This is a genomic window from Arthrobacter sp. OV608, from assembly GCA_900110595.1.
GTDB lineage: Bacteria > Actinomycetota > Actinomycetes > Actinomycetales > Micrococcaceae > Arthrobacter.
In genome coordinates this window covers 375,595-389,064 of the sequence record FOEZ01000001.1, presented here as the reverse complement: position 1 = coordinate 389,064, position 13,470 = coordinate 375,595, and the positions used below count along the sequence as shown (strand labels likewise).

17 protein-coding genes and 1 riboswitch are annotated in these 13,470 nt (G+C 65.7%); of the genes, 14 read left to right on the top strand and 3 right to left on the bottom strand.

Annotated features, from left to right (window positions below):
* The first annotated feature begins 134 nt into the window (after positions 1-134).
* The 4 genes from BMX78_RS01855 to BMX78_RS23820 all read left to right on the top strand — a co-directional run bounded on the left by BMX78_RS01855 (position 135) and on the right by BMX78_RS23820 (position 2,510).
* The gene (locus tag BMX78_RS01855; protein WP_091415647.1) at positions 135-734 is read left to right on the top strand and encodes a GDSL-type esterase/lipase family protein; all 600 of its coding nucleotides are present in this window, start codon (positions 135-137) and stop codon (positions 732-734) included.
* An 81-nt stretch (positions 735-815) separates the two neighbouring features.
* Complete coding sequence (locus tag BMX78_RS01850; protein WP_091415645.1) at positions 816-1,676, top strand: DUF4097 family beta strand repeat-containing protein; 861 nt, start codon at positions 816-818, stop codon at positions 1,674-1,676.
* Complete coding sequence (locus BMX78_RS01845; protein WP_091415644.1) at positions 1,676-2,290, top strand: PadR family transcriptional regulator; 615 nt, start codon at positions 1,676-1,678, stop codon at positions 2,288-2,290. The genes BMX78_RS01850 and BMX78_RS01845 overlap by 1 nt, the downstream gene beginning before the upstream one ends.
* A 145-nt stretch (positions 2,291-2,435) precedes the next feature.
* A complete protein-coding gene (locus tag BMX78_RS23820; RefSeq protein WP_369299106.1) occupies positions 2,436-2,510 on the top strand; it encodes a 50S ribosomal protein bL37 in 75 nt (24 codons plus the stop codon).
* A 122-nt stretch (positions 2,511-2,632) separates the two neighbouring features.
* Here BMX78_RS23820 and rsrA read toward each other — a convergent pair whose 3' ends face one another.
* Positions 2,633-2,893, bottom strand: a complete 261-nt coding sequence (rsrA, locus tag BMX78_RS01840; protein ID WP_091415642.1) for a mycothiol system anti-sigma-R factor — start codon at positions 2,891-2,893, stop codon at positions 2,633-2,635.
* Positions 2,890-3,657, bottom strand: a complete 768-nt coding sequence (locus BMX78_RS01835) for a sigma-70 family RNA polymerase sigma factor (RefSeq protein ID WP_091415641.1) — start codon at positions 3,655-3,657, stop codon at positions 2,890-2,892. Before BMX78_RS01835 ends, rsrA begins: the two co-directional genes overlap by 4 nt.
* 280 nt (positions 3,658-3,937) lie before the next feature.
* Here BMX78_RS01835 and BMX78_RS01830 point away from each other — a divergent pair, with 280 nt between their 5' ends.
* The 10 genes from BMX78_RS01830 (at position 3,938) to BMX78_RS01785 (ending at position 12,461) form a co-directional block, all read left to right on the top strand.
* Positions 3,938-4,486 carry a DoxX family protein gene (locus tag BMX78_RS01830; RefSeq protein WP_091415639.1) on the top strand — a complete coding sequence of 183 codons (549 nt, stop codon included), beginning with the start codon at positions 3,938-3,940 and terminating at the stop codon, positions 4,484-4,486.
* Positions 4,487-4,493: 7 nt separating this feature from the next.
* A complete protein-coding gene (aroA, locus tag BMX78_RS01825; RefSeq protein ID WP_091415638.1) occupies positions 4,494-5,882 on the top strand; it encodes a 3-phosphoshikimate 1-carboxyvinyltransferase in 1,389 nt (462 codons plus the stop codon).
* Complete coding sequence (gene rsgA, locus BMX78_RS01820) at positions 5,866-6,981, top strand: ribosome small subunit-dependent GTPase A (protein WP_091415636.1); 1,116 nt, start codon at positions 5,866-5,868, stop codon at positions 6,979-6,981. Before aroA ends, rsgA begins: the two co-directional genes overlap by 17 nt.
* A 48-nt stretch (positions 6,982-7,029) precedes the next feature.
* Positions 7,030-7,842: a histidinol-phosphatase gene (gene hisN, locus BMX78_RS01815; RefSeq protein ID WP_091415634.1), complete on the top strand. Its 813-nt coding sequence runs from the start codon at positions 7,030-7,032 to the stop codon at positions 7,840-7,842.
* A gap of 161 nt (positions 7,843-8,003) precedes the next feature.
* Positions 8,004-8,117, top strand: a riboswitch (SAM riboswitch).
* Positions 8,118-8,153: 36 nt separating this feature from the next.
* Positions 8,154-9,602: an aminotransferase class V-fold PLP-dependent enzyme gene (locus tag BMX78_RS01810; protein WP_091415632.1), complete on the top strand. Its 1,449-nt coding sequence runs from the start codon at positions 8,154-8,156 to the stop codon at positions 9,600-9,602.
* Positions 9,603-9,658: 56 nt separating this feature from the next.
* Positions 9,659-10,417, top strand: a complete 759-nt coding sequence (locus tag BMX78_RS01805; RefSeq protein ID WP_091415630.1) for a class I SAM-dependent methyltransferase — start codon at positions 9,659-9,661, stop codon at positions 10,415-10,417.
* A gap of 31 nt (positions 10,418-10,448) precedes the next feature.
* A complete protein-coding gene (locus BMX78_RS01800; protein ID WP_091415628.1) occupies positions 10,449-11,162 on the top strand; it encodes a metal-dependent transcriptional regulator in 714 nt (237 codons plus the stop codon).
* The gene (locus tag BMX78_RS01795) at positions 11,163-11,609 is read left to right on the top strand and encodes a fluoride efflux transporter FluC (RefSeq protein WP_091415626.1); all 447 of its coding nucleotides are present in this window, start codon (positions 11,163-11,165) and stop codon (positions 11,607-11,609) included.
* On the top strand, positions 11,603-12,049 hold the full coding sequence (locus tag BMX78_RS01790; RefSeq protein ID WP_091415625.1) for a fluoride efflux transporter FluC: 447 nt from the start codon (positions 11,603-11,605) through the stop codon (positions 12,047-12,049). Before BMX78_RS01795 ends, BMX78_RS01790 begins: the two co-directional genes overlap by 7 nt.
* Before the next feature lie 43 nt (positions 12,050-12,092).
* The gene (locus BMX78_RS01785; RefSeq protein ID WP_091416044.1) at positions 12,093-12,461 is read left to right on the top strand and encodes a hypothetical protein; all 369 of its coding nucleotides are present in this window, start codon (positions 12,093-12,095) and stop codon (positions 12,459-12,461) included.
* Between the two features lie 6 nt (positions 12,462-12,467).
* Here the strand turns inward: BMX78_RS01785 and BMX78_RS01780 are convergent, their stop codons facing one another.
* Positions 12,468-13,451 (bottom strand): S1C family serine protease, encoded by a 984-nt coding sequence (locus BMX78_RS01780; protein ID WP_091415623.1) that lies wholly within the window; start codon positions 13,449-13,451, stop codon positions 12,468-12,470.
* Positions 13,452-13,470 lie beyond the last annotated feature (19 nt).

Genomic DNA, 13,470 nt, shown 5'->3' with positions numbered 1-13,470 from the left:
TAAGGCTGCCCGGCCGGACGTCGAAATACCAGACTCCGGCCGGGCGGTTCTGTTTAATGGGATGGACAGCGCCTGCCCGGACAGGGAAACATTCCCGGGTGGCGGCCGGCAGGCACCGAAGTAAAGAGGAACGTGTGGAAGACAGGAAGCTGCGTATCGCAGCTGTAGGAGATGAACTGCTGGCCGGACTGGGTGACCCCCGGGCGCTGGGCTGGCTGGGCCGCGTACTGGCCCGCACTCCCCAGGACGGGATGGTCCTGGAAAGCTACGCACTTCCCTGCCCGCAGGAAGGTACGGAGGGCCTGGCCGCCCGCTGGCTGGAGGAGACCGGCCGGAGGTTCAACAGCCAGTACGAGAACCGCCTGGTCATCGGCCTGTCCGGCCGGGATATTGAATTCGGCCTGTCCACGGCGCGCAGCCGGCTTAACCTGGCCAACATTCTCGATTCTGCCTCCCAGAACCGGCTGGAGGTGTTTGTTGTCGGGCCGCCGCCCACCCTCGACCCGGCCCAGAACCGGCGCCTCGACGAGTTGAACACTGCTTTCGCTGACGTCACCACCCGCCGCAAGCACCTCTACGTGGACACCTTCTCCCCGCTCCTGAACCACGAGCAGTGGCGCCAGGACCTTGCGGCCAACGGGGGCACGCCAGGGCAGGCGGGCTACGGCCTGATGGCATGGCTGGTGCTGCACCGAGGCTGGTTCCAGTGGCTGGGGATGGCAGCGCCAGAGTAGCGTTTCTTCGCGATATATCTTGAAGTCCTCCCGCTCCGGGGGTACTTTGGTCAAACACGATATATCGTCTTTGGAGGAACCATGGCTGGAACAACACCTGACCAGAACTGGGATGTCACGGGCGCGGAGACCATCGACGTCGAGTCTGTCGCATCACTGAAACTGGGGATGGTCCGTGGCCGGTTCGATGTAGTAGCCCACGAACAGCCCTACACCCGGATCGAGATTTCCGAAGTGCAGGGCGACCCCGTGGCTGTTTCGCTGCAGGACGGCCGGCTGGAGGTCCGGCACCAGCTTCACGGACCGCAGGGCTGGTTCAAGAACCTCATGGGAACGGTGAACCATCACAGTGAAAACTACGCCGTCATCAGCATTGCCTTGCCTGCCACCGTGGAGGTTGAGGCAGGCACGGTCAGCGGTGACGGCCTGGTGTCAGGAATGGCCTCCCGTACACGCCTGAACACCGTCTCAGGTTCCGTCATGGCCGACGGGACCGACGGCGAACTGTTCATCACCACTGTGAGCGGCGAAGTCAGCGCCCGGAACCACAGCGGTGTCCTCACTGCCAAGACCGTCTCGGGCGAGGTCACCGCTTCGGGGCACTTCGGCCACATCCGCGCCAACACTGTCAGCGGCGATATGAATTTCGACCTCTTGGATTTCACCCAGGATTTCGGCGCCAATTCAGTTTCCGGTAACCTCACCATCCGGATCCCCCACGATGTCGGCGTGGATATCGTCGCCAAATCGGCCACCGGAGCAGTGGTGATCGGCAACCAGCAGTACCATGTCACGGGCGGCAAGGTGGAGACGATTGCCGGCCCGGACGCCAAACTTATGCTGGTCAGGACCAATTCTGTATCGGGCAAGACCTCCATCCTGCACAGGGCGCCCGGCGAGGCGAACGGAAACACCACGGGGTCTGCGGAAGAACGTCACTGATGCCCGCGGTCTTTGCCCACGGCGCCCTGCGGCTTTACCTGCTTGCCCTCCTCGAATCGGGTCCAAAGCACGGCTACGAACTGATCAAGGCACTCAAGGAGCGGTTTGGCGGGACCTACTCCCCCAGTGCCGGAACCATTTACCCTCGGCTCGGGAAACTGGAGGAAGAGGGCCTGGTGGTCACCGAAACCTCAGGCCGCCGGACCAACTACCGCATCACGCCGGCCGGACTGGCGGAACTCAACCTGCGCCGCGAGGAACTGGCAGGAGTAGAGAAGGAAATCTCTGCGTCGGTGCGCCGGCTGGCAGACAACCTTCGTGAGGATATCCGCAGCAACATGCGCGGGCTCAGGGCCGACCTCGCGGCCACCGCCGAGGCCGCCCGCGCCGGTGCGGCGTCGGCCGCGTTCACGGCCCTCAAAGGCGTCCCGGCGTCAGACAGCAAAGGCTCACTCAAGGAAGCCGAGCTGATGCTCCAGGCTTTCCGGGATGACCTCCGCGCCGAACTCCGGGTACAGGCAGGCAAGCAACCCCTGAGTCCCGTAGTTCTGGAAACGCTTCGGACCGTGCTGGAGCAGGCGGGCATCGCCATCCGCAACTCACTTCGGAACTAGTCTGCCGGAGCCTTCCCCGCTCCCGGCACGGGCGAAGCCTCCTTGAACCGCAGGTCACGCGGCGGTTGCCGGTTCGCGGGGCGTCAGATCATGTGGGAGACTTGAGGGCAGCTCTTTTTGAGTACCAACAGTAAGGAGGCCAGCTATGAGCAAGCGTGCACGCAAACGTCGTGACCGTAAGCGTGGCGGCGCGAACCACGGGAAGCGCCCCAACACCTAGGCACATGCCAGGTATAGCGGTTACAGCAAAGGACCCCGGAAGCCATTCGGCTTCCGGGGTCCTTTGTACTTAATCGTGGTTCGCGGCCTGCACATCCGGTACTGCTGTGCGTCCGCTACCGGCTACGCATCCACTGGACGGATCGAGTGGATCCGGTCCAGGATGGCGTTCTTCAAGTTGTCCGGAGCAGCTTCGGTGCAGGAGCGCTTGACCATATTGCGGATGACGCACTCAAGGTCGTACTGCTCCGTGCACTCCGGGCACTCATCAAGGTGCGTTTTGATTTCCGTGATGTCTTCACGTGTCAACGCGCCGTCAAGGTACTCGTAGATGCGTTGCATCCGGGTATCGTCGCAGTCGCCCAATCCCTGGCAGTCGCTCATTTCCTGTTCTCCTGTTGTGTGCTTTCCGCCGCATCCGGTGCAACTGCGGCTGTTTTGAATCCCCGCTCGGCGGCGTATTCCGCGAGCATGTCCCGCAACATTCTCCGGCCGCGGTGGAGCCGGGACATCACTGTTCCGATGGGGGTGTTCATGATGTCTGAGATTTCTTTGTACGCAAACCCTTCAACGTCCGCGAAATACACCGCAAGGCGGAATTCTTCGGGGATGGCCTGAAGGGCGCGCTTGACGTCCGAATCCGGCAGGTGATCCAGTGCCTCCGCCTCAGCGGACCGCAGCCCGCTGGAGGTGTGTGACTCAGCACGCGCCAACTGCCAGTCCTCGATGGTGTCCGAGTTGGACTGGAGCGGTTCGCGCTGCCGCTTGCGGTACAGGTTGATATAGGTGTTGGTCAGGATCCGGTACAGCCAGGCCTTGAGGTTGGTTCCCGGCTTGTACTGGTGGAACGCGGAAAAGGCCTTGGTGTAGGCCTCCTGGACGAGGTCCTCTGCATCGGCTGGGTTCCGGGCCATCCGCATGGCCGCCGAGTACAACTGATCGACGTACTGCATCGCGTCGCGTTCAAACCGGACACGGCGGTCCTCCGCGGATTCCGTGGAAATGTTGACCGCTTCTTCGGTTGCTTCCGCAGGCTGCCCGGAGTCTTCCGCCGGCTCTGCCAGCTCGGGCCGGGTATCAGCGCTGCTCTTGGCTTCGTTCTGCGAAGCCTCATACATGGCCGAAACGGCCGGATCCAAGGTGCTCATTGCCTTCAAGTCTACTGTCAGGCTTTGCGCACGCGGCGGACCGTACTCGGGGGGTTCAGCCCCCAACGAGTGAATAGCCACCGGTCCTGCTGCTTCGATTCCGTCCAACACCCGCCTCAAGGGCCAACTCCACTCTGTTGTCCGGTGCTTTGTCTTGTGGGCCCCGCTTTCCAGGCCCAGTTTCCATAACCTGCGGCTTCAGGCAAATATTCCCCAAAAGTGCAAGACTAGAACGGACTCCGCCGCACCAGACGCGGTTCGTCCACCCAGGAGGAAATCCATGTCCTTTGTCCGCACACTCGCACGGCCCATGCTGGCTTCCAGTTTTGTACTTGCCGGAATGGATAAGCTCAAAAATGCCGACGATACCGCGCAACAGCTCTCACCCCTGCTGAGCAAGGCAGCGGCGGCGCTGCCTTTCCAGACGGATGAGAAGACGCTGGCCCGGATCATCGGCGGCACTCAGGTGGGCGCCGGCGTCCTGTTCGGGCTGGGGAAGTTTTCCCGTCTTTCGGCCACCGTGCTGACTGTGGTTTCCATGCTCAATACGTTCGTCGAGTGGCGGAGCGCGGACATCAGCAGCAAGGAGGGCCGTTCGAACCGCCGCAACCAGCTGCTGAAGAACCTGTCCCTGAGTGGAGGGGCATTGCTTGCCTCCGTGGACACTGCAGGAAAGCCGGGGCTCGCCTGGCGCGCCGAGCACCTGGCGGCTGACGCGAGGAAGGGCGCCGCGCACCTCGCAGCGGATGCCCGCAAGACCACTAACAAGAAGCTGCACAAAGCCGACAAGGTTGTACGCCGCGCCGTCGAACACGCCACGGGGGCATAAGCAGGACATGACCGCACCAGCCGCCGCCCGGGACAACACCGGAGCGTCCCTTCCCCACTGGCCCGCGCCCTTCGCGTTCCGCCCTGTGAATGCCACGGTCACCGTGCCCGGCTCAAAGTCGTTGACCAACCGGTACCTGGTGCTCGCCGCCCTGGCCGACGGCCCGTCGCGGCTGCGCGCTCCGCTGCACTCCAGGGATTCGGCACTGATGATCGAGGCGCTCCGCCAGCTTGGCGCCACCATCACCGAAGTGCCGGGGGACGGTGCCTTCGGGCCGGACCTTGAGGTCCTCCCGATCGCTGCGGACGGGACACCGTCCGCAGCGACGATCGACTGCGGCCTCGCCGGAACGGTGATGCGGTTCGTGCCGCCGCTGGCTGCCCTGCGCAATGGCGCCAGCCTGTTCGACGGCGACCCGCATGCCCGGAAGCGGCCCATGGGAACCATCATCGAAGCGCTGAAGGCGCTGGGAGTGGCTGTTTCCGCCCAGGACGGCGGCACGCCGTCGTCCTTGCCGTTTGTGGTGGAAGGCTCCGGCGAGGTCCGGGGCGGCCACCTGGTCATCGACGCCAGCGCCTCATCGCAGTTTGTCTCGGCCCTGCTGCTGGTGGGCGCAAGGTTCACCGAGGGGCTGCACCTGGAGCACGTCGGCAAACCGGTGCCCAGCCTGGACCACATCAACATGACAGTTGCCGTGCTGCGCGGCGCCGGGGTTGTGGTTGACGATTCTGTCCCGAACCACTGGGTTGTTGCGGCCGGTCCTATCCGTGCCTTCGACCAGCAGATCGAGCAGGACCTGTCCAACGCCGGCCCGTTCCTTGCCGCCGCACTGGCGTCCGGCGGAACCGTCCGGATTCCGGGCTGGCCTGAACAGACGCAGCAGGTAGGGGATTTGTGGCGCAGCATCCTGGCGGAGATGGGTGCCGATGTCAGCCTGCGTGACGGTGTCCTCACCGTCACAGGCGGAGCGGACATCAAGGGTGCCAATTTCGCGGACACCAGCGAACTGGCGCCTACGGTCGCCGCCCTCTGCGCACTGGCCACCACCCCCTCCCGGCTCACCGGCATCGCGCACCTGCGCGGACACGAGACGGACCGGCTGGCAGCCCTCGTTACCGAAATCAACCGCCTGGGCGGCGACGCCGAGGAGACCAGCGACGGGCTGGTGATCCGGCCCGCGAAGCTGCATGCCGGCGTCGTACACAGTTACGCGGACCACCGCATGGCCACGGCCGGAGCCATCCTTGGCCTGGCCGTGGAGGGCGTCCAGGTGGAGGACATCGCCACTACCGCCAAGACCATGCCCGATTTTCCCCGGCTGTGGGCGGACATGCTGGCCCAGACCGGTGTTTCCAGTGCAGTTTCGGAAGGTTCAGCCGGTGGCGCGGAGCACTGACTCCTGGGACGAGTCGGATGTCCGCATCCGGCCCAGCAAAAAAGGCTCCAGGCCCCGGACCAAGGACCGGCCCAGCCACGACGACGCCGTCACCGGCCGCATCGTCACAGTTGACCGCGGCCGGTACACGGCAGTGGTGGGCGAGGACTCCGGCAACGAGCGCGTGGTCATCGCCGCCCGGGCACGTGAGCTGCGCCGCAACCCGGTGGTGGCGGGCGACTTCGTCTCGCTCGTGGGCGACGTTTCCGGCGACCCCAACACCTTGGCCCGGCTGGTGAAAATCCAGGACCGTAAAACCCTCCTTCGCCGCAGCGCTGATGATACCGATCCCGTGGAACGGGCCGTCGTGGCCAATGCGGACCAACTGGTGATTGTGGTGGCCGCGGCCAACCCGGAGCCGCGCACCGGCTTTATCGACCGCGCCCTGGTGGCTGCGTACGACGCCGGGATCGAGCCGATCCTGCTGGTCACCAAGGCGGACGTCAAGGATCCGACGGAGCTGTTGTCGAACTACACGCACCTGGACTTCCCGGTCATTATCAGCCGGACGGCGGACTCCGCGGCGTCCGGTATCGACGCCCGCTCTGATGACGGATTGTCAGCCCGGCTGGACAGTAACGCAGTGGCGGAGCTGCGGGGCTACCTGGACGGAAAAGTCACCGTAATGCTGGGGCATTCAGGCGTGGGCAAATCAACCATGGTGAACGCACTGACGGGGGCCGAGCGAGCAACCGGCGGGGTGAACGCCGTGACGGGCCGCGGCCGCCACACGTCCTCGTCAGCCCTGGCGCTGAGGTTGTCGGACGCGCCGGCGGGCAGCTGGATCATCGACACCCCGGGCATCCGCTCCTTCGGCCTCGCCCACGTGGACCCGGACCGCATCCTGCGTTCCTTCCCGGACCTCTTCCCCGGCATTGAGGACTGCGAGCGGGGCTGCAAGCATACTGCCACAGCTGTGAACTGCGGCCTGGATGCCTGGGTGGAAGGCGGCCATGCCGGAGCCACGGGTGTTGCCCGGCTGGCCTCGCTGCGCAGGCTCCTCGGCACCGATCCCCGGATGGAGGCCCAGGAGGCCAAGGAGCTTGGCAGCGTCAACTGACAGGGCCGATCTCCCAGCAGAACCGCGTGCAGACGGTAGTTTGGAACCATGATCCAACCCGCTTCAAGCTACAACGATGACCTGCGCCTGGCCCATGTGCTGGCCGACTCCGTGGATGACCAGACCATGGGCCGCTTCAAGGCCCTGGACCTCCAGGTGGAGACCAAGCCTGACCTGACGCCGGTCACGGACGCGGACAAGGCTGCCGAAGAAGCCATCCGCGGCCAGTTGTCCCGTTCCCGCCCGCGCGACGCCGTGCTGGGCGAGGAGTTCGGCAGCACAGGGCACGGGTCGCGCCGCTGGATTATCGATCCCATCGACGGCACCAAGAACTTTGTCCGCGGCGTCCCGGTCTGGGCCACCCTGATCGCGCTGGTGGATGAAGGCGAACCGGTGGTGGGCGTAGTCAGCGCGCCGGCCTTGGGCAAACGCTGGTGGGCGGCCAAGGGCATGGGCGCCTACATGGGCCGTTCGCTCGCCGCGGCCACCCGGCTCCGGGTATCCAATGTGTCCAAGCTTTCCGACGCTTCCCTTTCCTATTCCAGCCTGGGCGGTTGGAAGGAACGCGGCAGCCTGGAGAACTTCCTGGGCCTCACCGAGGATGTGTGGCGGACCCGGGCGTACGGCGACTTCTGGTCCTACTGCATGGTGGCCGAGGGCTCAGTGGATATCGCCTGCGAACCTGAACTGAACCTGTACGACATGGCGGCACTGGTACCGATCGTGGTGGAAGCCGGCGGGCGCTTCACATCCCTGGAAGGGGAAGACGGGCCCTTCGGCGGCAACGCCCTGGCCACCAACTCCATCCTGCACTCCGAGGTGCTCCGCAGGTTGAACCCGGAGCTGGACGACCTCCTGTAACAGCAGCATCATCGAAGAATCAGCGGCGGGCGCCTCCTTGGAGAGGTGCCCGCCGTTCTTTTCTTCGGCAAAAGAAGCTCATTCCGGCCAGCGCGTAACAAAGCGCTTAACAATCGCCCCGACTTAAAACCTCCCAACCCGATGTTCTACGCTCTTAACCAGGTCACGAGTGCCAGCGCGAAACCCCGGTTTGCTGGCCGGCAACCCTCCAACCGCGGTGGGGTGCCCCGGGTGACGACCAGGCCGGTCCGGAGCGGATGCGGCAAGCGCGGATTCCCGGGAGCGGGAGTCCTTCTGAACTGAGGTCTTTCGTGACAACTGCCACCGTCTCCCCCAATGCCACCGCCACGTTCGAAGCTGCCGGGTCTGGAACAGCCCAGGCCGGAACCACCTTTGATGCCCGCCGTGCCGCTGCCGGCCGGCCGCTCGCTGCCGTCACCGGCGCAGAAATCCAGGCGCCGCTGATCCACGGCGGCCACATCCGCTACGCCAACCTTGACTACGGCGCCTCGGCTCCGGCCCTCTCCGTGGTCTCGGCCTACCTGAACGAGATCCTGCCGTTCTACGCCAGCGTCCACCGGGGTGCCGGCTACGCGTCACAGATCAGCACCTCCGTCTACGAAAACGCCCGCAACATCGTCCGCGAGTTTGTGGGCGGCCGCCCGGACGACTCCGTGATCTTCACCCGGAACACCACGGATTCGCTGAACCTGCTGGCCGGCTGCCTGCCGGAAACAGACGGACGGCCCGACGGCGATGTCCTCTACCTGGACATCGAACACCACGCCAACCTGCTGCCGTGGCAGGGCGTCCCGCACCGCAGCATCGTTGCCGCCGACACCATCGCCGGCACCATCGATGCCGTCCGCGCGGAACTGGAGCAGGGCGGGGTGAGCCTGCTCGCCGTCACCGGCGCGTCCAATGTCACCGGCGAGATCCTTCCCATCCGGGCCCTGGCTGCGCTGGCCCACGAACACGGCGCACGGATCGTGGTGGACGCCGCCCAGCTGGCACCGCACCGCCGCGTGGATATTGCAGCGGACGACGTCGACTACCTCGCCTTCTCCGGCCACAAGCTGTACGCACCCTTCGGCGCCGGCGTGCTGGTGGGCCGCACGGACTGGCTGGACGCCGGAACGCCGCACCTTGCCGGAGGCGGCGCTGTCAAGGAAGCAAGGCTCGACGGCGTCAGCTGGGCCACCGGCCCAGCCCGCCATGAGGGCGGCTCCCCCAACGTCCTGGGCGCCGCCACACTGGCACGCGCAACCCAAGTGATTGCCGGGCTGGACCAGGAACAGTGGCATGCCCACGAGTCGGCTATCCGCTCGTTCCTGGTGGAAGGCCTGCAGCAGATCGACGGCGTCACCGTCCACCAGATTTTCAAGGACACCAACCCGGATACTGACACCATCGGTGTGGTCAACTTCTCGGTGGAAGGCTACGACGCCGGCCTGGTGGCGGCCTACCTGTCCGCCGAACACGGCGTGGGCCTGCGCGATGGACGTTTCTGCGCCCACCCGCTGCTGAAGCGGCTGGGTCTGCCCTCCGGCTCCCTGCGCGCCAGCTTTGGCGTCGGCTCGCGGCTGGAGGATGCCGAGCGCCTCCTTGCCGGCATCGCGGCGCTGCGCACCAACGGGCTGGGCTGGGACTACGTGGTGGACGCCGGACGCTGGGTTCCCGCCAACGACACCCGGACCTACCCGCACTGGGCTCCCAACACCCCGGGCACCGCGGGTGCCGCTCCCTGCATCGACGACTAAGCACTTGCGGTAAATTCGGAGGATACCCAAGGGCATCAATCGAAGGAGGGCCACAGGTGGTACGGGGTGGCCCCAAACTTGACCACGGACGGCGGCGGGAGCTCGGCCAGAGCTTCCAGGACGGCGGCAGGCACTACCAGCAGGTCCGGCCGGGTTATCCGCAAGAATCCGCACAATGGCTGGTCCCCGCCGGAGCCCGCGATGCCCTCGACGCCGGGGCCGGCACCGGGAAGTTCACCGAACTCCTGCTCGGCATGGGACTCTCAGTCACCGCCGTGGACCCGTCCGAGGACATGCTCGAACAGTTGCGGGCGCACTATCCTGACGCCACGGCTGTCCGGGCCACCGCGGAGGCGACCGGACTGCCCGCGGCAGCCTTCGACGTCGTCAGCGTTGCCCAGGCCTGGCACTGGTGTGACGCCCTCGCAGCCAGCACTGAACTGGCACGCGTCCTGCGTCCGCACGGAACCCTGGGCCTGATCTGGAACCAGCTGGACACCTCGGTTCCATGGGTTCACCGGCTTTCGCGGATCATGCATGCCGGAGACGTTTACAAGCCGGATTTCCGGCCGCACGTAGGGCCGGAGTTCCGCGATCTTGAGGGCCACCTAACGCATTGGCAGGACCGTGTCACCACCACCGACCTTGTGGAGCTGACGAAGTCGCGGAGCTACTACCTGCGGGCCGGTGAAACCACCCGCGCTAAAGTGCTGGCCAACCTCGACTGGTATCTGCACGACCACCTCGGCCACAGCCTGGACGAAGAGCTCGAACTGCCCTACCTCACGCTTACCTGGCGGGCCACCAAAGCATGACCGCCGGCGGTGAACGGGTAGGCTTGGTGCTGTGAAGACCAGCGCGCCCTCCTCCTCCATCGAGGATTACGTCAAGGTCATCTACTCGTTCACCGAATGGCAGGACAAGCCCATCACGTCCTCCCAGCTGGCCCAGCGCCTTGGGGTGGCCAACTCTTCGGTATCTGAAATGGTGCGGAAGCTGAAGGACCAGGGGCTGGTGGACCACAAACCCTACAGCGCCATCACGCTCACGGACCAGGGTGTCCGGCTGGCGCTTTCCATGGTGCGCCGCCACCGGCTGATCGAGACCTACCTGGTCCAGCAGCTGGGCTACAAGTGGGACGAGGTCCACGACGAAGCCGAGCTGCTGGAGCACGCCGTCTCTGACACCTTCATTGAGCGTGTGGCAGCCATACTCGGCGACCCCCAGCGCGATCCCCACGGGGACCCGATCCCCACCGCCGAAGGCACGGTCCGGATGCCCCGCGCACACCTGCTGGGTGAGCTGGACCAGGGGCACACCGGCAGGATCACCCGCATCAGCGACGAAAACCCGGACCTGCTCCGCTACCTCTCCGCCGAGGAAATAGACCTCGACGCCGAAGTGGAAGTGATGGGCCGCAAGCCGTTCGGCGGAGCCCTGGTGGTCAGGATCCGGAACTCGGGCAGGACCAGGGACTATGACCTGGCCGACGAAATCACGTCTGCCCTCTGGGTACACAGCGACCATCCCCACCCGGGCTGCCTGCTCGGGGACGGCTGAATGAATCCTCCCGGCGCGCCTTCGGCCAGCGCCTGGCTTGCTGTTGCTGTTGGGGGCCTGCTCGGTACTGAGCTGCGCTTTGGGCTGGGACTTCTCTTTCCGGATCTTCCGGGGTCCGTGCCGTGGGCCACGCTGTGGATCAACGTTGGCGGAAGCTTTGTTCTGGCGTTGCTGACCACGGTATGGATGGCCCGGCCGCACACCTCGTTCTGGCTGCGCGCCGGCCTGGGCCCGGGCCTCCTGGGATCGTTCACCACATTCTCGGCTGTGGTGTTCGCGGTGGACCAGCTGGCCCGCGCAGGCGCCCACTTTACGTGGGTTGCCTACCTGGTGCTGTCATTGCTGCTGGGGCTTGCAGCGGCCGGTATGGGGTGGCGGTCCGGAAAGGTTGTGGCGGGCTGGTTGGACGGGCGCGACGGCGGCCGGGTGAGTGGGCGTTCATGGTGACTGCTGCCCTGGTAGGGGTGTTTGGGGTTGCCGGCGCGCTGCTCCGCTTTGCTGTGGACAGCTGGTTCGCGCATCACACGGCATTCCGGGCTGCACGCGGCCTTGAAACTTATGGCTCACGGCCCCTCGGCGCTGGTGCCCGCGGGCCCGGGCGCGGGGAGCGGCTGCACTGGCCGTGGGCCACACTGCTGGTGAACGTCGTGGGCTGCTTCATCATCGGCGCCGCCCACGCAATGACCCTCAAGCTCGGGTTGGCCCCGGAATGGCAGCTCGCACTCGCCACGGGGCTGGCAGGCGGCCTCACCACCTTCAGTTCCTGGACCACAGCAACTGTGCGACTGCTGACAGAAGCGCGGTTCGGTGCCGCGGCGTTGAACCTGGCCGGCAATCTGGTTCTTGGTTTGGGCGCGGCGGCTGCAGGGCTGGCCCTCGCTTCTTGAGCCGCGGAAGGCGATTTGGCGGGCTCCCGTATCGTGGATGGTGATGATTAGCAGACGTGACGCGGCCATTGCCCTGGATGTACCGATGGAAATGGCGCAACGCCATGGCCTTCCCAAGTGGATGACCGAGGCGGAACTCGGGAAGATCCTGGACAATCCGCCGCCGTGGCTGGTCCAGTCCCGCGCCAACCGAACCGGGAAGCGGCCTGTCTGGGTTCACCTGGAGTGCGCTGTCTGCGGTTACGAGGAAGCGGCACGGCCCAAGAAGTGGTGGCCGGAGTTTACCTACGTGGTGTGCGCGCACCACGATCCGGCGGATGTTCCACCCCTGCGGCAGGGTTACGTCCGCAGCGAGTTCGACAGCGTGGGCACACGTTTCGTGGGCATCGCGGACGTGGCGGGCCAGGACTAAGCCCGGCTACTTTCCGTTGTTGGTCATCTCTTCGGGCACTGCAGTGAGATGGACTTCCTTGCCATCCCGCAGCACGGCGAGTTGAAGTGGTTCGCCAATCGCATCGGCGAAGAGCAGACGCTGCAGGCTTTCGGCGTCACTGACCGGGCGTCCGCCGGCGGCAAGGAGGATGTCCCCGGCGGTCAGGCCTGCCTTGTCTGCCGGGGAACCGGGCAGCACTTCCACCACCCTCAGCGCGTCCCGCTGTCCGGTCCTGATCACTGCACTGGGGGTGAGCCGGGTAGGTGTGCTGACCAAGCCCAGGTAGGCCCGCCGTACGCGCCCGTCCGCCAGCAAGGCCGCGATGATCCGCCGGGTGGTGGCGTTGATGGGGATGGCCAGGCCCAGTCCCGCGCCGGCCACCGCAGTGTTGATGCCTACGATCCGGCTGTGGGTATCAGCCAGCGCTCCCCCGGAGTTCCCCGGATTGAGTGCAGCGTCCGTCTGGATGACGTCCTCAATCACACGCCGGTTGCCGCCCGCCCATACCGGGATGGCACGGCCAAGGCCGCTCACCACCCCCGCCGTCACTGAACCGGCCAAGCCGAGCGGGTTACCGACAGCGACCACCAGTTGCCCAACGCGCAAGGATTCAGCAGCTCCAAATTGGGCGGGCGGAATCCGCGGTGCCCTGCCGTGGACCACGGCGAGATCGGACAGGGGGTCTGCGCCTACGAGTTCCAGGTCCATGCGGCTGCCGTCGGCGAAAACTGCGTGCCCGGTGTTTGTGCCCGCCACCACGTGGGAATTGGTCAGGAGGTAGCCGTCCTCGGTAAAAAGCACCGCGGATCCCGCGCCCACCCGGACGCGGCCGTTACGGCGGGCGGCGGACATTTCCAAGGCAGCCACGTGCGGTGTGACCGTGGCGGCCACGCGCATAACTGTCTGCGAATACGAGTCCAGGGCGTCGACGTCGGACGCCTGTGAAGCTGGCTCGCTCCCCTGGTTCATGGGGCACCTCCTGGTAGAC